At 65.7% G+C, this 13,219-nt stretch carries 14 protein-coding genes; 8 read left to right on the top strand and 6 right to left on the bottom strand.

Features of this window, described 5'->3' with window-relative positions; translation table 11 throughout:
- The first annotated feature begins 29 nt into the window (after positions 1-29).
- Positions 30-1,157, top strand: a complete 1,128-nt coding sequence (locus L0976_RS02125) for an ATP-dependent RecD-like DNA helicase (RefSeq protein ID WP_203319252.1) — start codon at positions 30-32, stop codon at positions 1,155-1,157.
- 40 nt (positions 1,158-1,197) lie between these two features.
- Here L0976_RS02125 and L0976_RS02120 read toward each other — a convergent pair whose 3' ends face one another.
- Together L0976_RS02120 and L0976_RS02115 are read right to left on the bottom strand one after the other, a co-directional pair.
- Positions 1,198-1,875 (bottom strand): MerR family transcriptional regulator, encoded by a 678-nt coding sequence (locus L0976_RS02120; RefSeq protein ID WP_370643565.1) that lies wholly within the window; start codon positions 1,873-1,875, stop codon positions 1,198-1,200.
- Positions 1,876-2,187: 312 nt separating this feature from the next.
- Positions 2,188-3,255, bottom strand: a complete 1,068-nt coding sequence (locus L0976_RS02115; RefSeq protein WP_234185828.1) for a hypothetical protein — start codon at positions 3,253-3,255, stop codon at positions 2,188-2,190.
- 304 nt (positions 3,256-3,559) lie between these two features.
- On the opposite strand from L0976_RS02115, the gene L0976_RS02110 reads away from it, so the two are divergent.
- Positions 3,560-4,312, top strand: coding sequence for a pyridoxine 5'-phosphate synthase (locus L0976_RS02110; RefSeq protein ID WP_234185827.1), 753 nt, complete (start codon positions 3,560-3,562; stop codon positions 4,310-4,312).
- Positions 4,313-4,354: 42 nt separating this feature from the next.
- Here the strand turns inward: L0976_RS02110 and L0976_RS02105 are convergent, their stop codons facing one another.
- Positions 4,355-5,242, bottom strand: coding sequence for an SDR family oxidoreductase (locus L0976_RS02105; protein WP_234185821.1), 888 nt, complete (start codon positions 5,240-5,242; stop codon positions 4,355-4,357).
- 210 nt (positions 5,243-5,452) lie between these two features.
- Here L0976_RS02105 and L0976_RS02100 point away from each other — a divergent pair, with 210 nt between their 5' ends.
- Both L0976_RS02100 and L0976_RS02095 read left to right on the top strand, forming a co-directional pair.
- The gene (locus tag L0976_RS02100; protein WP_370577053.1) at positions 5,453-5,800 is read left to right on the top strand and encodes a winged helix-turn-helix transcriptional regulator; all 348 of its coding nucleotides are present in this window, start codon (positions 5,453-5,455) and stop codon (positions 5,798-5,800) included.
- A 22-nt stretch (positions 5,801-5,822) separates the two neighbouring features.
- Positions 5,823-7,067 (top strand): NAD(P)/FAD-dependent oxidoreductase, encoded by a 1,245-nt coding sequence (locus tag L0976_RS02095; RefSeq protein ID WP_234185820.1) that lies wholly within the window; start codon positions 5,823-5,825, stop codon positions 7,065-7,067.
- A gap of 4 nt (positions 7,068-7,071) precedes the next feature.
- Here the strand turns inward: L0976_RS02095 and L0976_RS02090 are convergent, their stop codons facing one another.
- On the bottom strand, positions 7,072-7,785 hold the full coding sequence (locus tag L0976_RS02090; protein ID WP_234185818.1) for an aspartate/glutamate racemase family protein: 714 nt from the start codon (positions 7,783-7,785) through the stop codon (positions 7,072-7,074).
- Positions 7,786-7,953: 168 nt separating this feature from the next.
- Here L0976_RS02090 and L0976_RS02085 point away from each other — a divergent pair, with 168 nt between their 5' ends.
- Positions 7,954-8,418 carry an Lrp/AsnC family transcriptional regulator gene (locus tag L0976_RS02085; protein ID WP_234185817.1) on the top strand — a complete coding sequence of 155 codons (465 nt, stop codon included), beginning with the start codon at positions 7,954-7,956 and terminating at the stop codon, positions 8,416-8,418.
- Positions 8,419-8,486: 68 nt separating this feature from the next.
- On the opposite strand, the gene L0976_RS02080 is transcribed toward L0976_RS02085, so the two are convergent.
- Together L0976_RS02080 and L0976_RS02075 are read right to left on the bottom strand one after the other, a co-directional pair.
- Positions 8,487-8,696 carry a cold-shock protein gene (locus L0976_RS02080; protein ID WP_203319243.1) on the bottom strand — a complete coding sequence of 70 codons (210 nt, stop codon included), beginning with the start codon at positions 8,694-8,696 and terminating at the stop codon, positions 8,487-8,489.
- Between the two features lie 313 nt (positions 8,697-9,009).
- The gene (locus tag L0976_RS02075; RefSeq protein WP_203319242.1) at positions 9,010-9,390 is read right to left on the bottom strand and encodes a hypothetical protein; all 381 of its coding nucleotides are present in this window, start codon (positions 9,388-9,390) and stop codon (positions 9,010-9,012) included.
- Between the two features lie 410 nt (positions 9,391-9,800).
- Here L0976_RS02075 and L0976_RS02070 point away from each other — a divergent pair, with 410 nt between their 5' ends.
- The 3 genes from L0976_RS02070 (at position 9,801) to L0976_RS02060 (ending at position 13,215) form a co-directional block, all read left to right on the top strand.
- Positions 9,801-10,442, top strand: a complete 642-nt coding sequence (locus L0976_RS02070; RefSeq protein ID WP_234185816.1) for a TetR/AcrR family transcriptional regulator C-terminal domain-containing protein — start codon at positions 9,801-9,803, stop codon at positions 10,440-10,442.
- Between the two features lie 59 nt (positions 10,443-10,501).
- Complete coding sequence (gene ilvC / locus L0976_RS02065; protein ID WP_203319240.1) at positions 10,502-11,521, top strand: ketol-acid reductoisomerase; 1,020 nt, start codon at positions 10,502-10,504, stop codon at positions 11,519-11,521.
- 470 nt (positions 11,522-11,991) lie between these two features.
- The gene (locus tag L0976_RS02060; protein WP_234185815.1) at positions 11,992-13,215 is read left to right on the top strand and encodes a PLP-dependent aminotransferase family protein; all 1,224 of its coding nucleotides are present in this window, start codon (positions 11,992-11,994) and stop codon (positions 13,213-13,215) included.
- Positions 13,216-13,219 lie beyond the last annotated feature (4 nt).

Raw genomic sequence — 13,219 nt, 5'->3', positions numbered from 1 at the left:
CGCGGCCGCGAATCCTGCCAAGTCCGGGCATGGAATTCGCACCTCAACAGGATGAAGCGCTGAAGGCCGTCGCGCGATGGCTGAAGGAAGGGCGCGAGCCGCTGTTCCGGCTGTTCGGCTATGCCGGCACCGGCAAGACCACGCTTGCCCGGCACTTTGCCGAGAATGTCGACGGCGAGGTGCTGTTCGCCGCCTTCACCGGCAAGGCGGCGCAGGTGCTGCGCTCGAAGGGCGCGACGAACGCCAAGACCATCCACTCGCTGATCTATCGCCCGCGCGGCGAGGAGGAGGTTTCCGACGAGGAGACGGGCAAGACCTCGATCTCGCCGATGTTCTCCATCAACCGGCAGAGCCCGGTCGCCAAGGCCGCGCTCGTCGTCGTCGACGAATGCTCCATGGTGGACGAGGCGCTCGGGCGCGACCTCATGAGCTTCGGCACGCCGATCCTCGTGCTCGGCGATCCCGGCCAGCTTCCGCCCGTGTCCGGCGGCGGCTATTTCACCAACCAGGAGCCGGATTATCTCCTGACGGACATCCACCGCCAGGCGCGCGACAATCCGATCATCCAGCTTGCCATGCAGGTGCGCGAAGGCAGCGACATCGCCTATGGCGACTACGGCGCGGCGCGCGTCATCGGGCGCGGCGACGTCGACCAGACGCTTGTGCTGGAGGCGGACCAGGTGCTTGTCGGCACGAACCGCACCCGCCGGCGCTACAACCAGCGCCTGCGCGAGCTCAAGGGCTTCACGACCGACTATCCGCAGTCCGGCGACAAGCTGGTGTGCCTGCGCAACGACCCCGCCAAGGGCCTGCTCAACGGTTCGCTCTGGCAGGTGATGAGCTCGTCCAAGGAGACGGTGAAGCCCGGCATCAACCTGATGATCCGGCCGGAGGACGACGACATGGATCGCGGCGCGGCCAAGATCAAGCTGCTCAAGGCGGCCTTCGAGAATCTCGACGAGGAGATTCCGTGGTCGACGCGCAAGCGCTATGACGAGTTCGATTTCGGCTATGCGCTGACCGTGCACAAGGCGCAGGGCTCGCAGTGGAACAATGTCGTGCTGTTCGACGAGAGCTTCGCCTTCCGCGACACGCGCGAACGCTGGCTCTACACCGCCATTACACGCGCCGCGGAAACGCTCACCATCGTGCGATAGCCGGCGCGTTCCCGCGCGCGAAAACGCACGGGTGCCGGTCTCAGTGACCGACGATCCCGAGCATGACCGCCTTGGCGACGGCCTGGAAACGATTGTTGCTGTCGAACTTGGTGATGATGCTCTTTTCCATGACCTGCACCTCGCCGGGCTCCACTTCGAGCGCGCGGGCGATGCGGCTCGTGGGGTAGCCTTCCGCCATCAGGCTGAGGCAGCGCAGTTCGACGGGCGTCAGATTGGCCCGCGGGGTGTTGTCGTTCGTCTCGACTTCCTGTGCACCGGTAAAATCGAGCAGTTCGTTGATCTGCTGCATCTGCCGGCGGATCGTCGATTGCTGGGCGGCGAGTTCGCGCTTGCGCGCAGTCATGGCGGCGCGGAAGACGCCGTCGGCTTCCTCCTGGCTCATGGCGGCGGAGAGCCGCTCCAGCAGTTCCTGGATCACGGCGACGGGCATGCCCGTCTCGCGGCAGGTGTTGACCACGGCCATCTGCTGGATCTCCTCGGGCCCGTAGACCCGCATGGGGCCGACGCGGGCTGCCGTCAGCAGGCCCTTTTCCTCGTAGAAGTGCAGGGTGCGATGGGTCACGCCGAAGGCATTGGCCATGTCGGCGATGGCAAGCCGGCCTTCCGGAAGGTTTTCCGGCAGCGGTGCCACGGGCAGGAAGCGGATGGACTTGCGGGCGCCCGTCCGGGCCTCGGCTTTCTTCGACTCATTGGTCATCATGAAAGCGGCCTGCAAGAGAGAAGATCAGTCATGTATTTACCCCCGGTCGCCGGCACGACACCACCGTTGCCCGCGAAGGCCGGATGTCGATACGGCGGATAGTGCCCTTCATCGCGCGCGTCGAGCCGGTTTGTGCGCATCCGGCGACGCTCGTGCGATCGTGTCCCGGTTTCCGGCCCTTCTTGCGCGGCGCAAGCGCGGGATCGTCAACCTGGGCGGTAAACGATACCAGTCCGCCCAGTTTCCAAGAATAAACGTCCGGCGCGGACATGCCTATCACTATATCTAGGGAGGTATCCCGGCAGGCGGCTAGCGCAGGAGCGGTGCGGCAATGTCGGAGGGCGCCGCTTCGGCGAGCGCCGCCGGCGGCTCGCCGGGGCATGCGCTTGCCGGGCTGCTGCGGGAGAGGCCGTGCGGTACCGCCTGCGCCTCCCGTGCGAAGCACTCCATGATGCCGCTGGCCGCGCCGGTGCGCAGCGCATGGCGGTAGAGCGGCCCGCTCGCCGTGAGGGTGCGGGCGGCGAAGGCCACGGCTTCGTAGGCGATCCCGGCCTCGCTGCGCAGTTGCTCGCGCGAGAAGTGGCGGGCGAAGATCGTCGCGCCCGACTGCTCGTGAATGAGCCGGGCATAGACACCATGGCCGTCCGGGCGATTCTCTATGCGGATCGTGTAGGAGAGCACGCCCGGGATGTCGCTCCGGCGCGATTCGACGAGGTGGACGGTCCTGTGGAACCCGGCCGAGTTGGCGATGGCGCGGGCGAACGCGCTGCAATCGCCGCCGGCCGGCCAGCATTGCTGGATGTGAAGCTGCGGCAGGACCTGCATCTGGCTGGCGAACCTGCCCTGCACGGACAGCATGTACTGCGCATTATCGATCGCCGCATTGGTCGTCTCGGGGTAGATGGACGGGGCGAGGAAGAACAGCGGCAGCAGGGAAAAGAGCGCAAGCGGCGAGGACACCGGGGCGGGAATCCAGGGGCGGCGCGGCTTCGGTGCCGCCGGAAGGGCGCGCGCGGCCGTCTCCGGCAGGTCGTCGACGATGGAGTATTCCGGAACGTAGCTGCCGAGCGGCACGCGGATACGCAGCCGCTCCGTGGCGCCTTCCGTCTCGTAATACTGCTCCAGCAGCTTTCGCAGCTTGCCGGCCTGCACGCGCACCAGCGGGTCATTGCCGGCATCGAAGCCCGGCTTGCGGCCGAAGACGTCGATACCGACGCTGTAGCCCTTCAACTGCGCCGCCTTGCCGGAGAGTTCGTTCTCGACGATGTAGGAGAGGAACGAGCGCAGGCGCTCGGACCTGGAAAAGGTCTCGCTGACGATGATCGCGTCGAGCGCCCGCCGCACGCGCTCGCATGTCGGCCTGTCGGTCCTGCTCATGGTGCTGCCACAATGGAGACCATCGTCGTTGCCGATGTCCTTCCGTTCTCCGTCCATGGCCGTGCGAGGCACGCCATCCCCCAAATTCGCGCGGAGTGTACCGATGATTCCCGACCGTGGGCAAGGGAGAAGGCACGCTGTGCCACCTGATTTTTCGCAAGGCCGCTCCGCCCGGGTCTTGCGGCGATTGCCCTTGTGGAAACAACAGGCTAGAGCAGGTGCAGTGAAAGTGCGCAGCGGTTTTGCGTCCGCAATCGCGTGAGGACGAGAGGACGCTCATTCTTCAACGGGAGCCCGTGTCGTCATGCCTGCCAAGCTGTCGGTCAATCTCAACGCCATCGCCATGCTGCGCAACCGCCGGGACCTGCCCTGGCCGAGCGTCACCGGGCTCGGCCGCATCGCGCTTGAGGCGGGCGCCAGCGGGCTGACCGTGCATCCCCGGCCGGACCAGCGCCATATCCGCTTCAGCGACCTTGCGCCGATCCGCGCGCTCATCGACGCCGAATTTCCCGGCGCCGAGTTCAATATCGAGGGGTTTCCGGAGGAGGGCTTCATGCGCCTCGTCGAGGAGCATCGCCCCGAGCAGGTGACGCTGGTGCCGGACGATCCGGTGCAGGCGACCTCCGATCATGGATGGGATTTCCGCAAGAGCCATGGCCTGCTCGGCACCATCGTCGGCCGCTTGAAGACGCTGGGCCTGCGCGTTTCCCTCTTCGCCGACGGCGAGCCCGACCGCGAGGCGCTGAAGATCGCGAGGGATGTGGGCGCCGACCGGATCGAACTCTATACCGGCCCCTATGGCGGCTGCCACGACGATCCGGCGGAGGCGGCGCGCATCGTCGCGCTGCTCGGCGAGACGGCGGACATCGCCTTCGACCTCGGCCTCGACGTCAATGCCGGCCATGACCTGACGGTCGCCAACCTGCCGGCGCTCGTCGCGCGCATTCCGCGCCTCGCGGAAGTCTCGATCGGCCACGGCCTGACGGCCGACGCGCTGGAATACGGCATGGCGGAGACCGTGCGGCGCTTCTGCCGCGCCTGCGGCCAGGATCTCTGACGGCCAGCGGCGCTCCCGCAAGAGCGCCGCGCCGTGTCGCGATCAGCCGAGGAAGGCCGCCTTGTTGGCGGCGGCGAAGTCCTCAAGGGACGTCGGCTTGCGGCCGGACAGCTTTTCCGCGTCGTCGGTGACCATGGCGATCTTGCCTTCGCGCGTGTTGGCGTCGAAGGAAACGACGGTGGGGATGAAGGCTTCCGGCAGGCCGGCGCCCTTCAGGCCTTCGGCGAGCTGGGCATCCGTCACATGCACCACCTTGAGCGGCTTGCCCGTCGCGGCGGAGACGATGGCCGCGATCTCTTCGGCCGTATGGCTCTCAGGGCCCGTGAGCGTGTAGGTCCGGCTCTCGCTGCCGGCATCCAGCAAGGCGCCGGCAAGGGCAGCGGCCGTGTCGGCGCGGGTGATGTGGGCGATCCTGCCATTGCCGGACGAGGTGTACCAGGACCCGGTCTGGAGCGCATGCGGCAGCGACATGAAGAGGTTTTCCGCATACCAGCCGTCGCGCAGGATCGTGTAGGCGATGCCGGTCGCCTTGATGGCTTCCTCGGTGCCGAGATGGTCCGGCGCGAAGGTGACGCGCGAATCGTCCGGTTGCGGCATGGAGGTATAGAGGATGTGCCGCACGCCGGCCTTTTCGGCGGCGGCGACGGCGGCCTTGTGCTGGGCGAGGCGCTTGCCCGGCCGGTCGAGCGCGTCGGTGGAGATGATCAGCGCCCTGGTGGCGCCGGCGAAGGCGGCGTCGAGCGAGGCGGTATCCTCGAAATCGGCGGCGCGGACGGTCACGCCCTTTTCGGCATAGTCGGCGAGCCTGGAGACGTCGCGGGTCGTGGCGACGATGCTGGCCGGGGCGACCTTGCCGGAGGCGAGGAGCGCATCGAGGACGAGGCGGCCGAGCTGGCCGGAGGCGCCGGTGACGAGAAGCGTGTCGGTCATGTCTTTCCCTTTCTGGCAGGCCGGGCAGGGGAGATGCCGCTATCCTGCTGCGATATGGTCTCTTATTGAGACTTGCTCTTATCTGGTAATCTGCTAGACGATGTAAAGGAGGCAGTTTTTTCTGCGGTGGTTACCTGGAGGGAACCGGCCATGAACAAGATCGTCGAGCGCCCCCAGGGCGAACGCATCATTCTCATCGACGGGGTGGCAATGTCCATGGACGATTGTCCCGTCCGGGACGTATTGGACAGCGTCGGCGGCAAGTGGACCTCGCTGATGATCCTCGGCCTTGCCGAGGGGCCGCGCCGCTTTTCGCAACTGCGCCGCTTCATCCCGGACATTTCGCAGCGCATGCTGACCCAGACGCTGCGCGACCTCCAGCGCGACGGCTATCTCACGCGCACCGTCTATCCCACCCAGCCGCCAAGCGTCGAATACGGGCTGACGCCGCTCGGCCAATCCTTCCTTGCGCTTCTTCGCTCCCTCGTGCAGTGGTCTACGCAGAACCATGCCGCGATCCGGGCCGCCCGAACTGCCTACGACGCGGATCAGGATTGACGCCAGCCCACCGGGGAAGGGCATGAAGCCACTGGATATCGGCATTGCCGGCGCGGGGCCTGCGGGGCTTGCGGCGGCATTGTTTCTTGCGCGCGCCGGCCACCGGGTCGAGCTGATCGAGCGTTTCGAGCGCCCGTCCCCCGTCGGCTCCGGCCTGCTGATGCAGCCGACCGGCCTTACCGTGCTCGATGCCCTCGGCCTCTCCCCGGCGATCCATGCGCTCGGCAACCGCATCGACCGGCTGCACGGTGCCGATGCGCGCAGCGGCCGCACCGTGCTCGACGTGCGCTACGATGCGCTGGCCGGCGGGCGCTATGGCCTGGCGGTCCACCGCGCGGCACTCTTCTCGACCCTGCATGACGCCGTCGTGGCGCAGGGGCTTCCCATCCGCACGGGCATCACGCTGGCCAAGGCGGAGACCCGGCAGGCCCGCACGGCGCTGCACGATCCGGACGGCGACATCGTCGGCGACTACGATCTGGTGATCGATGCGACCGGCGCGCGCTCGCACCTCGCCGCGGATTCCGTCGTCGCGCCGCGCGTGAAGGAATTGCCCTGGGGGGCCTTCTGGGCGACGCTCGACTGCGAGGGCATTGCGCACGATCCGCGCGCGCTCAGCCAGCGCTACGATGCGGCGAAGGTGATGATCGGCGTGCTGCCGGTCGGCCGGGCGCATCCGGGCGAGGGGGCGAAGGCCGCCTTCTTCTGGAGCCTCAGGACGGCGGATGCCGACGCTGTGAAGCGGGCAGGGCTTGCCCGGTGGAAGGCGGGCATTGCGGATTACTGGCCCGAAACGGTGCCGTTCCTGGACCAGATAACGGATTGGGAACAAATGACGCTCGCGCGCTACGCGCATCGCACCACGCTGCCGCCCCATGCGGACGGCATCGTCTTCATCGGCGACAGCGCCCATTCCACCAGCCCGCAGCTCGGGCAGGGGGCGAACATGGCGCTGCTCGACGCGGCGGCGCTGGCGCACGCCTTATCTGCGGCGGGGTCGGTGGAGGAGGCGCTTGCGGCCTATGCCGGCGCGCGGCGCAGTCATGTGCGGCTGTTCCAGCTTCTCTCCTACGCCTTCACGCCCTTCTACCAGTCCGATTCGCGGGCGATCGCCTGGCTGCGCGACCGGCTCGTCGCCACCGTTGCGAAGATACCGCCGGCGCCGCAGATCCTGGCGGCCATCGTTTCCGGCACGCTCGCCGACCCGTTCACCCGGGCCGGCCTTGAGGAATGCCGGTGGCTGGAAGGCGTGCTGCAGGAAGCGTGACGCGTCAGGCGGCCTTGCTGGCGGCCGCCGCGCCGAGCGCGAAATCGACGGCTGCGGCCGCATGGATCGCGGTCGAATCGAAGCCCGGCAGCGGCAGGGCGTCGGGATCGAGCAGCAGGCAGATTTCCGTGCAGCCGAGGATCACGCAGTCGGCGCCCGCGGTGCGGGCCGCTTCGATGAGGGCGAGCACGCGCTCGCGCGACGTGTCCAGCACCTTGCCCTGGCACAGTTCACCGAAGATGACGTCGTGGATCAGCGTGCGGCCCGCATCGTCCGGCACCATGAGGTCGAGGCCGGCCGCCTTCATGCGGTCGGCATAAAAGCCGTGTTCCATCGTGTAGCGGGTGGCAAGAAGCAGCGGGCGGCGCTTGCCGGCGCGAAGAATCGCGCGCGCCGTTTCGTCGATGATGTTGATCAGCGGCGCCTTGACGGCCGACTGCACGGCATCGGCGACGAGATGCATCGTGTTGGTGCAGATCAGCACGCATTCGGCGCCGGCCTTTTCGAGGCCCGCGGCGACCGCGCCGAGCCGCTCGCCGGCGGCATCCCAGCGGCCGGCCTTCTGGAGATCGACGATCGACTGGAAATCGACCGAATGCACCAGCACGTCGGCCGAATGCAGGCCGCCCAGCCGCTCGCGCACCGCCTCGTTGATCATGCGGTAGTAGACTGCCGTGCTCTCGAAGCTCATGCCGCCGATAAGGCCGATCGTCTTCATGGTCGTTTCCCTCATGGTGTTTCGATGGCCATCAGAATGCAGCGGCTCCGGCGGCGATTGTTCGCAAAGTTTTGCCGGGTTCGGCGCTGGAGCAGGGATTTTTCTTGCTCTTTGATCACTGAGCGCGCTTAATTCGCGCATATCTGATTTTCGCGGGAGAATCCGGGCGTGCTGGACGAGAGGGACAGGAAGCTGCTGTCATTGCTGCAGGAGGATGCGGGCGCGCCGGTGGCGCTGCTGGCGGAGAAGGTGAACCTCTCGCTTTCGGCCTGCGCCCGCCGCATCCAGCGGCTGGAGGAGAGCGGGCATATCGCGGGCCGGGTCGCGCTGCTCGACCGGGAGAAGATGGGCGTGCCGACGACGGTCTTCGCGCTGATCAAGACGGCGCATCACAGCGACGACTGGATCGAGCTGTTCTCGCGGGCGATCTCGGACATTCCGGAGGTGGTGGAGGCGCATCGGCTGACGGGGAACTACGACTACATCCTGAAGATCGTGCTGCCGCGCGTCGAGCACTATGACGTCGTCTACAAGCGCATCGTGCGCCGGGTGGAACTGTTCGATGTCTCCGCCTCGATCTCGATGGAGGTGCTGAAGAGCGGCTCGCGCCTGCCGGTGGACCATGCCGTCTAGCAGAGATGCGCACACATGAAAAAGGCCGGTGGAGACCGGCCTTTTCCTGATCTGTCCTGCGCGGCGTCTTATGCTGCGGAGAGCTGGTCGGCCGACATCTTGCCGGACTTGCGGTCACGGATCAGCTCGAAGCTGACCTTCTGACCTTCGTCGAGACCTGCAAGGCCAGCGCGCTGTACGGCGGAGATGTGGACGAAAACGTCCGGTTCACCGCTGTCCTGCTGAATAAAGCCGTAGCCCTTGGTCGTGTTGAACCACTTTACGGTGCCAGTTGCCATGACGAAACCTTTCCTGAGCCGTCAAATCAATCGTCGGTCGCCGGAGGCGACCATGGGTGGTCGAATTTGAAGGGGAAGTTCGTAAAGGTGCAGGCGGTTGGCCGACAAATACAGAAGTCAACGTTCAAATCGATGGGCGAGAAATAAGTGTTTCGGCCGAAGCGGTCAAGATCGCGCGCGCGCCCCGTGCTCAAGCTAATGTGTTTGCGGGCCGGAGGCAGCGGAAGGGCTTTGCGGGCGGCCGATTCCGATGTGGTTGCCGCACCGGGCGCCTGCGAAAAAGGCCCCGTTTCCGGGGCCTTTCTTCGTTCGTTCAGACGGGACGCCGCTTGTCGACGCGGTGATGGTCGAGGAAAGCCGCGATGGCGGCCTCTCCATAGAGGCGGCGTTTTTCGGTGAGCGCGGTGGCGATCCGGGCGGCATCGCCGAAGGTCACGATCTGCGCCTCGGCCAGGGCCGGGTCGCGGGTAAGCGTGTCGCCGACGATGTCCGCGACGGTGCGCGGCAGAAGGTCGGTGCATTCGCGCATGGCTTCGAACACGACGCCGATGGGCACGATCTTGTCCTCGTAGATCACCATCGGCTCGGCGCGCTCATCCTCCCAGGCATCGAAGGCCTCGAGGGCGTCGCCGAAAAGCTGCTGCAGGGTGATGGGAGCATGTCCTTCGTAAAGGTCGGGCAGGAAATTCAACATTTTCTGTCTCCTTGCGTAAGGGCGTTTCGCTTCGTACTCCTACTGAAGTCCCTCGGTGCCGGCTTGCCGACGTGCGACGCACATGGGCCTGCTGCACCGCAGGTCTCACAAATCTTAACAACGGGAAACGGATTGGGAAGCGAAAAATTTTGTGCGCTTCCGTCCGCCCACCATCGATCTGCGGAATTCTGTTTCGAAACAGCGGGGTAGTTGGAAGAAATTTTTGATCGGCATTGTGCGTTGCGGGAGCAATTCGAGGGCGCACACCGTCGGCGGAGGTGGATTCGCCCGGGCAAATCACCCCGTTTTCTCCACCTGCAAGAAGCCTGTTGACCGCAAGGGCGGAGATCGCTAGAACGTGCCGAACCGTACCGTACGGTACGCAAAATGGGCGGGCAGAGATCGTGCAGATGATGGAGCAGGCAAAGGCGGGCCTTTCGGCCGCGGGACTGACGGAACGTCAGGGCGCGGTGCTGGAACGTGCGCTGGGCCTGCTCGTCAAGGGCGGCGAGCGGGCGCTGACGACCGCCGGCGTGGCGCGCGCGGCCAATTGCTCCAAGGAGAGCCTCTACAAGTGGTTCGGCGACCGTGACGGGCTGATCTCCGCGATGATCACCTATCAGGCCGGCAAGGTGCGCACCGTCGAGGTCGATGCCGGCAAGCTGACCGCCGAATCGCTGCGCCAGCATCTCGTGGCCTTCGCGCGCGACCTGATCGACGTCCTTTCCGGCGACGTCTCGCTGGCGCTGAACCGGCTTGCCATCGGCCAGGCGAGCCGCGAGGGCGCCGGGCTCGGCCGCCTGTTGCAGGAGCGCGGCCGCCGGCAGATCGGCAAGCGCGCCGCGGCGCTGCTCGAAGCCGGCCGCAAGGCGAAGCTGCTTGCCTTCGACAGTGCAGACGAGGCATACGGCACGCTCTACGGCCTCATCGTCTCGGACATGCACCTGCGCATGCTTCTCGGGGAGGATGCCGCAGCGCTCAAAAACGAATTCTCGCCGCGTGCGGAGAGGGCCGTCGACGCCTTCCTGACGCTTCACGGTGCGAAAGAATAAGCCGGCAGGACAAACCGCCGGTTCGGATCAAACAGACCAGCTAAGGGAAGGAACCATCGATGCGCGTCTATTACGATCGTGATGCCGATCTCAACCTCATCAAGGCGAAGAACGTCGCCATCGTCGGCTACGGCTCGCAGGGCCGTGCCCACGCCCTCAACCTCAAGGATTCCGGCGCCAAGAACGTCGTGATCGCGCTCAAGGCCGGTTCGCCGACCGTCAAGAAGGCCGAAGCCGACGGCTTCAAGGTCATGACCGTCGCGGAAGCTGCCAAGTGGGCCGACCTCCTGATGATGGCGACGCCTGACGAACTGCAGGCCGACATCTACAAGGCCGACATCGCCGGCAACATCCGCGACGGCGCTGCCATCGCCTTCGCGCACGGCCTCAACGTCCATTTCGGCCTCATCGAGCCGAAGGCTTCGCTCGACGTCGTCATGATCGCGCCGAAGGGCCCGGGCCACACGGTTCGCGGCGAATACCAGAAGGGCGGCGGCGTTCCCTGCCTCGTCGCCGTTCACCAGAACGCTTCGGGCAACGCCCTCGACCTGGCGCTCTCCTACGCCTGCGGCGTCGGCGGCGGCCGTTCGGGCATCATCGAGACCAACTTCAAGGAAGAGTGCGAAACCGACCTCTTCGGCGAACAGGTCGTCCTGTGCGGCGGTCTCGTCGAACTGATCCGCGCCGGTTTCGAAACGCTGGTCGAAGCCGGTTATGCGCCGGAAATGGCCTATTTCGAGTGCCTGCACGAAGTGAAGCTGATCGTCGACCTGATCTATGAAGGCGGCATCGCCAACATGAACTACTCGATCTCCAACACGGCCGAGTGGGGCGAATACGTCACGGGCCCGCGCATCATCACCGCCGACACCAAGGCCGAGATGAAGCGCGTCCTCACCGACATCCAGACCGGCAAGTTCACCTCCGAGTGGATGCAGGAATGGAAGGCCGGCGGCGCACGCTTCAAGGGCATCCGCCGCAACAACGACTCGCACCAGATCGAGGAAGTCGGCGCGAAGCTGCGCGGCATGATGCCCTGGATCGGCAAGAACAAGCTGGTCGATAAGGCCGTCAACTGATCGTTTCTGCCTGTCGCAGAACGGCTGGCCGGGCGGATTCATCCGCCCGGTCCTCTATTTCAGCATTGTTGAAATAGTGCAGCGCATTCTTTCGCACATTGCGGCGCAGCAAGTAATACCCTTGCACGAAGCCCCGATTGGGAACAAGATACCTTAGTGTTTCGTTCCGCTGTCAGGAGGATAGTGCGATGACCACGATTATCCAATACTTCGCCTGGTTCGATCTTTTCATCCTGTGCAGTATAGCTGCGCTGGTGCTGCTGAGCCTTTATAGCGACCGGGCGACCTGAGCGTCCCCGCCGCGCGGGTCCAGCCGATCCGGCCGTGTGCCGGAAAGAGAAGCGGCGCGCGAAATCTTCGGGCGTGCACCGGTTTTCTTGCCGGGCGCAAATATTTAGGTCAGTATTATTGACATAAAAACCGCGCCGTGATGAGGTGCGGGTCAGACAACAGCCCCGAGGAAATCCCCTATGTTCAAATGGGAACAGGCCTTCGCGACCCGCGCGTCGCGCATGAAGGCATCCGAAATCCGTGAATTGCTGAAACTGCTGGAGCGGCCGGACATCATCTCCTTCGCCGGCGGCATTCCGGATCCGGCGCTGTTTCCGAAGGAAGCCTTCGCCGCGGCCTATGCGGACGTGCTTTCGGGCGAGGGCGCTGCGGCCGGCCTGCAATATTCCGTCAGCGAAGGCTACAAGCCGCTGCGCGACTGGCTTGCCGTCGAGATGGGCAAGATCGGCATTGCCTGCGCGGCCGAGAATGTCTTCATCGTTTCGGGATCGCAGCAGGGCCTCGACTATCTCGGCAAGCTCTTCCTGTCGCCGAAGGACACCGCGCTCGTCACCTGGCCGACCTATCTCGGCGCGCTCCAGGCCTTCAACGCCTATGAACCGACCTACGACCGGCTGAACCTTTCCGGCAACCGCACGCCCGACGCCTATCGCGCGACGGCCGCGGAAGCCGGCGGGCGGGTCAAGTTCGCCTATCTCTCCGCCGACTTCGCCAATCCGACCGGCGAGACGGTCGACCGCGCCGGCCGCGAGAAGCTGCTGGCGCTTGCCGAGGAACTCGACATACCGATCATCGAGGACGCCGCCTACCAGTCGCTGCGCTATGACGGGGAGGCGATCCCGCCGGTCCTGGCGCTGGAGATCGCCGAAAAGGGCGATATCGATGCGACGCGCACCATCTATTGCGGCAGCTTCTCCAAGACGCTCGCGCCGGGCCTGCGCGTCGGCTACATCGTCGCGGCGGCGCCGGTCATCCGCAAGCTCGTGCTGATGAAGCAGGCGGCGGACCTGCATTCCTCGACCATCAACCAGATGGCCATCGCTCATGTCGCCGAGCGCGGTTTCGACGCGCAGGTCGCAAAGATCCGCGCCGCCTACAGCCAGCGCCGCGACGCCATGCTGGCGGCCCTGCGGAAATACATGCCGGAAGGCGTGAGCTGGACGAAGCCGGAGGGCGGCATGTTCGTCTGGGTCACCTTGCCGGCGGGCATGGACGGCGCAAAGCTTCTGGCGCGCTCAATCGAGACGGAGAAGGTCGCCTTCGTGCCCGGCCAGGCCTTCCATGCCGACGGCAGCGGCGCGAACACCCTGCGACTCAGCTTCTCCTGCGCCGACGCCGCAACGATAGAAGAGGGCATTTCCCGCCTCGGACGCCTGCTCGCCAGCGAGCGTCTGGCGGCCTGAGACG

It is taken from the genome of Shinella sp. NM-101 (genome assembly GCF_021401195.1).
Classification (GTDB): domain Bacteria; phylum Pseudomonadota; class Alphaproteobacteria; order Rhizobiales; family Rhizobiaceae; genus Shinella.
This window is presented reverse-complemented; position numbering and strand designations above follow the sequence as displayed.

What these genes read in the sequence shown, in the direction of transcription:
- L0976_RS02080 (WP_203319243.1), bottom strand. Translation starts at nt 8,696, where the DNA reads ATGGCAACTGGCACCGTAAAGTGGTTCAACACGACCAAGGGCTACGGC.
- L0976_RS02075 (WP_203319242.1), bottom strand. Translation starts at nt 9,390, where the DNA reads ATGTTGAATTTCCTGCCCGACCTTTACGAAGGACATGCTCCCATCACC.
- L0976_RS02095 (WP_234185820.1), top strand. Translation starts at nt 5,823, where the DNA reads ATGAAGCCACTGGATATCGGCATTGCCGGCGCGGGGCCTGCGGGGCTT.
- L0976_RS02105 (WP_234185821.1), bottom strand. Translation starts at nt 5,242, where the DNA reads ATGACCGACACGCTTCTCGTCACCGGCGCCTCCGGCCAGCTCGGCCGC.
- L0976_RS02110 (WP_234185827.1), top strand. Translation starts at nt 3,560, where the DNA reads ATGCCTGCCAAGCTGTCGGTCAATCTCAACGCCATCGCCATGCTGCGC.
- L0976_RS02100 (WP_370577053.1), top strand. Translation starts at nt 5,453, where the DNA reads ATGTCCATGGACGATTGTCCCGTCCGGGACGTATTGGACAGCGTCGGC.
- L0976_RS02115 (WP_234185828.1), bottom strand. Translation starts at nt 3,255, where the DNA reads ATGAGCAGGACCGACAGGCCGACATGCGAGCGCGTGCGGCGGGCGCTC.
- L0976_RS02060 (WP_234185815.1), top strand. Translation starts at nt 11,992, where the DNA reads ATGTTCAAATGGGAACAGGCCTTCGCGACCCGCGCGTCGCGCATGAAG.
- L0976_RS02070 (WP_234185816.1), top strand. Translation starts at nt 9,801, where the DNA reads ATGATGGAGCAGGCAAAGGCGGGCCTTTCGGCCGCGGGACTGACGGAA.
- L0976_RS02090 (WP_234185818.1), bottom strand. Translation starts at nt 7,785, where the DNA reads ATGAAGACGATCGGCCTTATCGGCGGCATGAGCTTCGAGAGCACGGCA.
- ilvC (WP_203319240.1), top strand. Translation starts at nt 10,502, where the DNA reads ATGCGCGTCTATTACGATCGTGATGCCGATCTCAACCTCATCAAGGCG.
- L0976_RS02125 (WP_203319252.1), top strand. Translation starts at nt 30, where the DNA reads ATGGAATTCGCACCTCAACAGGATGAAGCGCTGAAGGCCGTCGCGCGA.
- L0976_RS02120 (WP_370643565.1), bottom strand. Translation starts at nt 1,875, where the DNA reads ATGACCAATGAGTCGAAGAAAGCCGAGGCCCGGACGGGCGCCCGCAAG.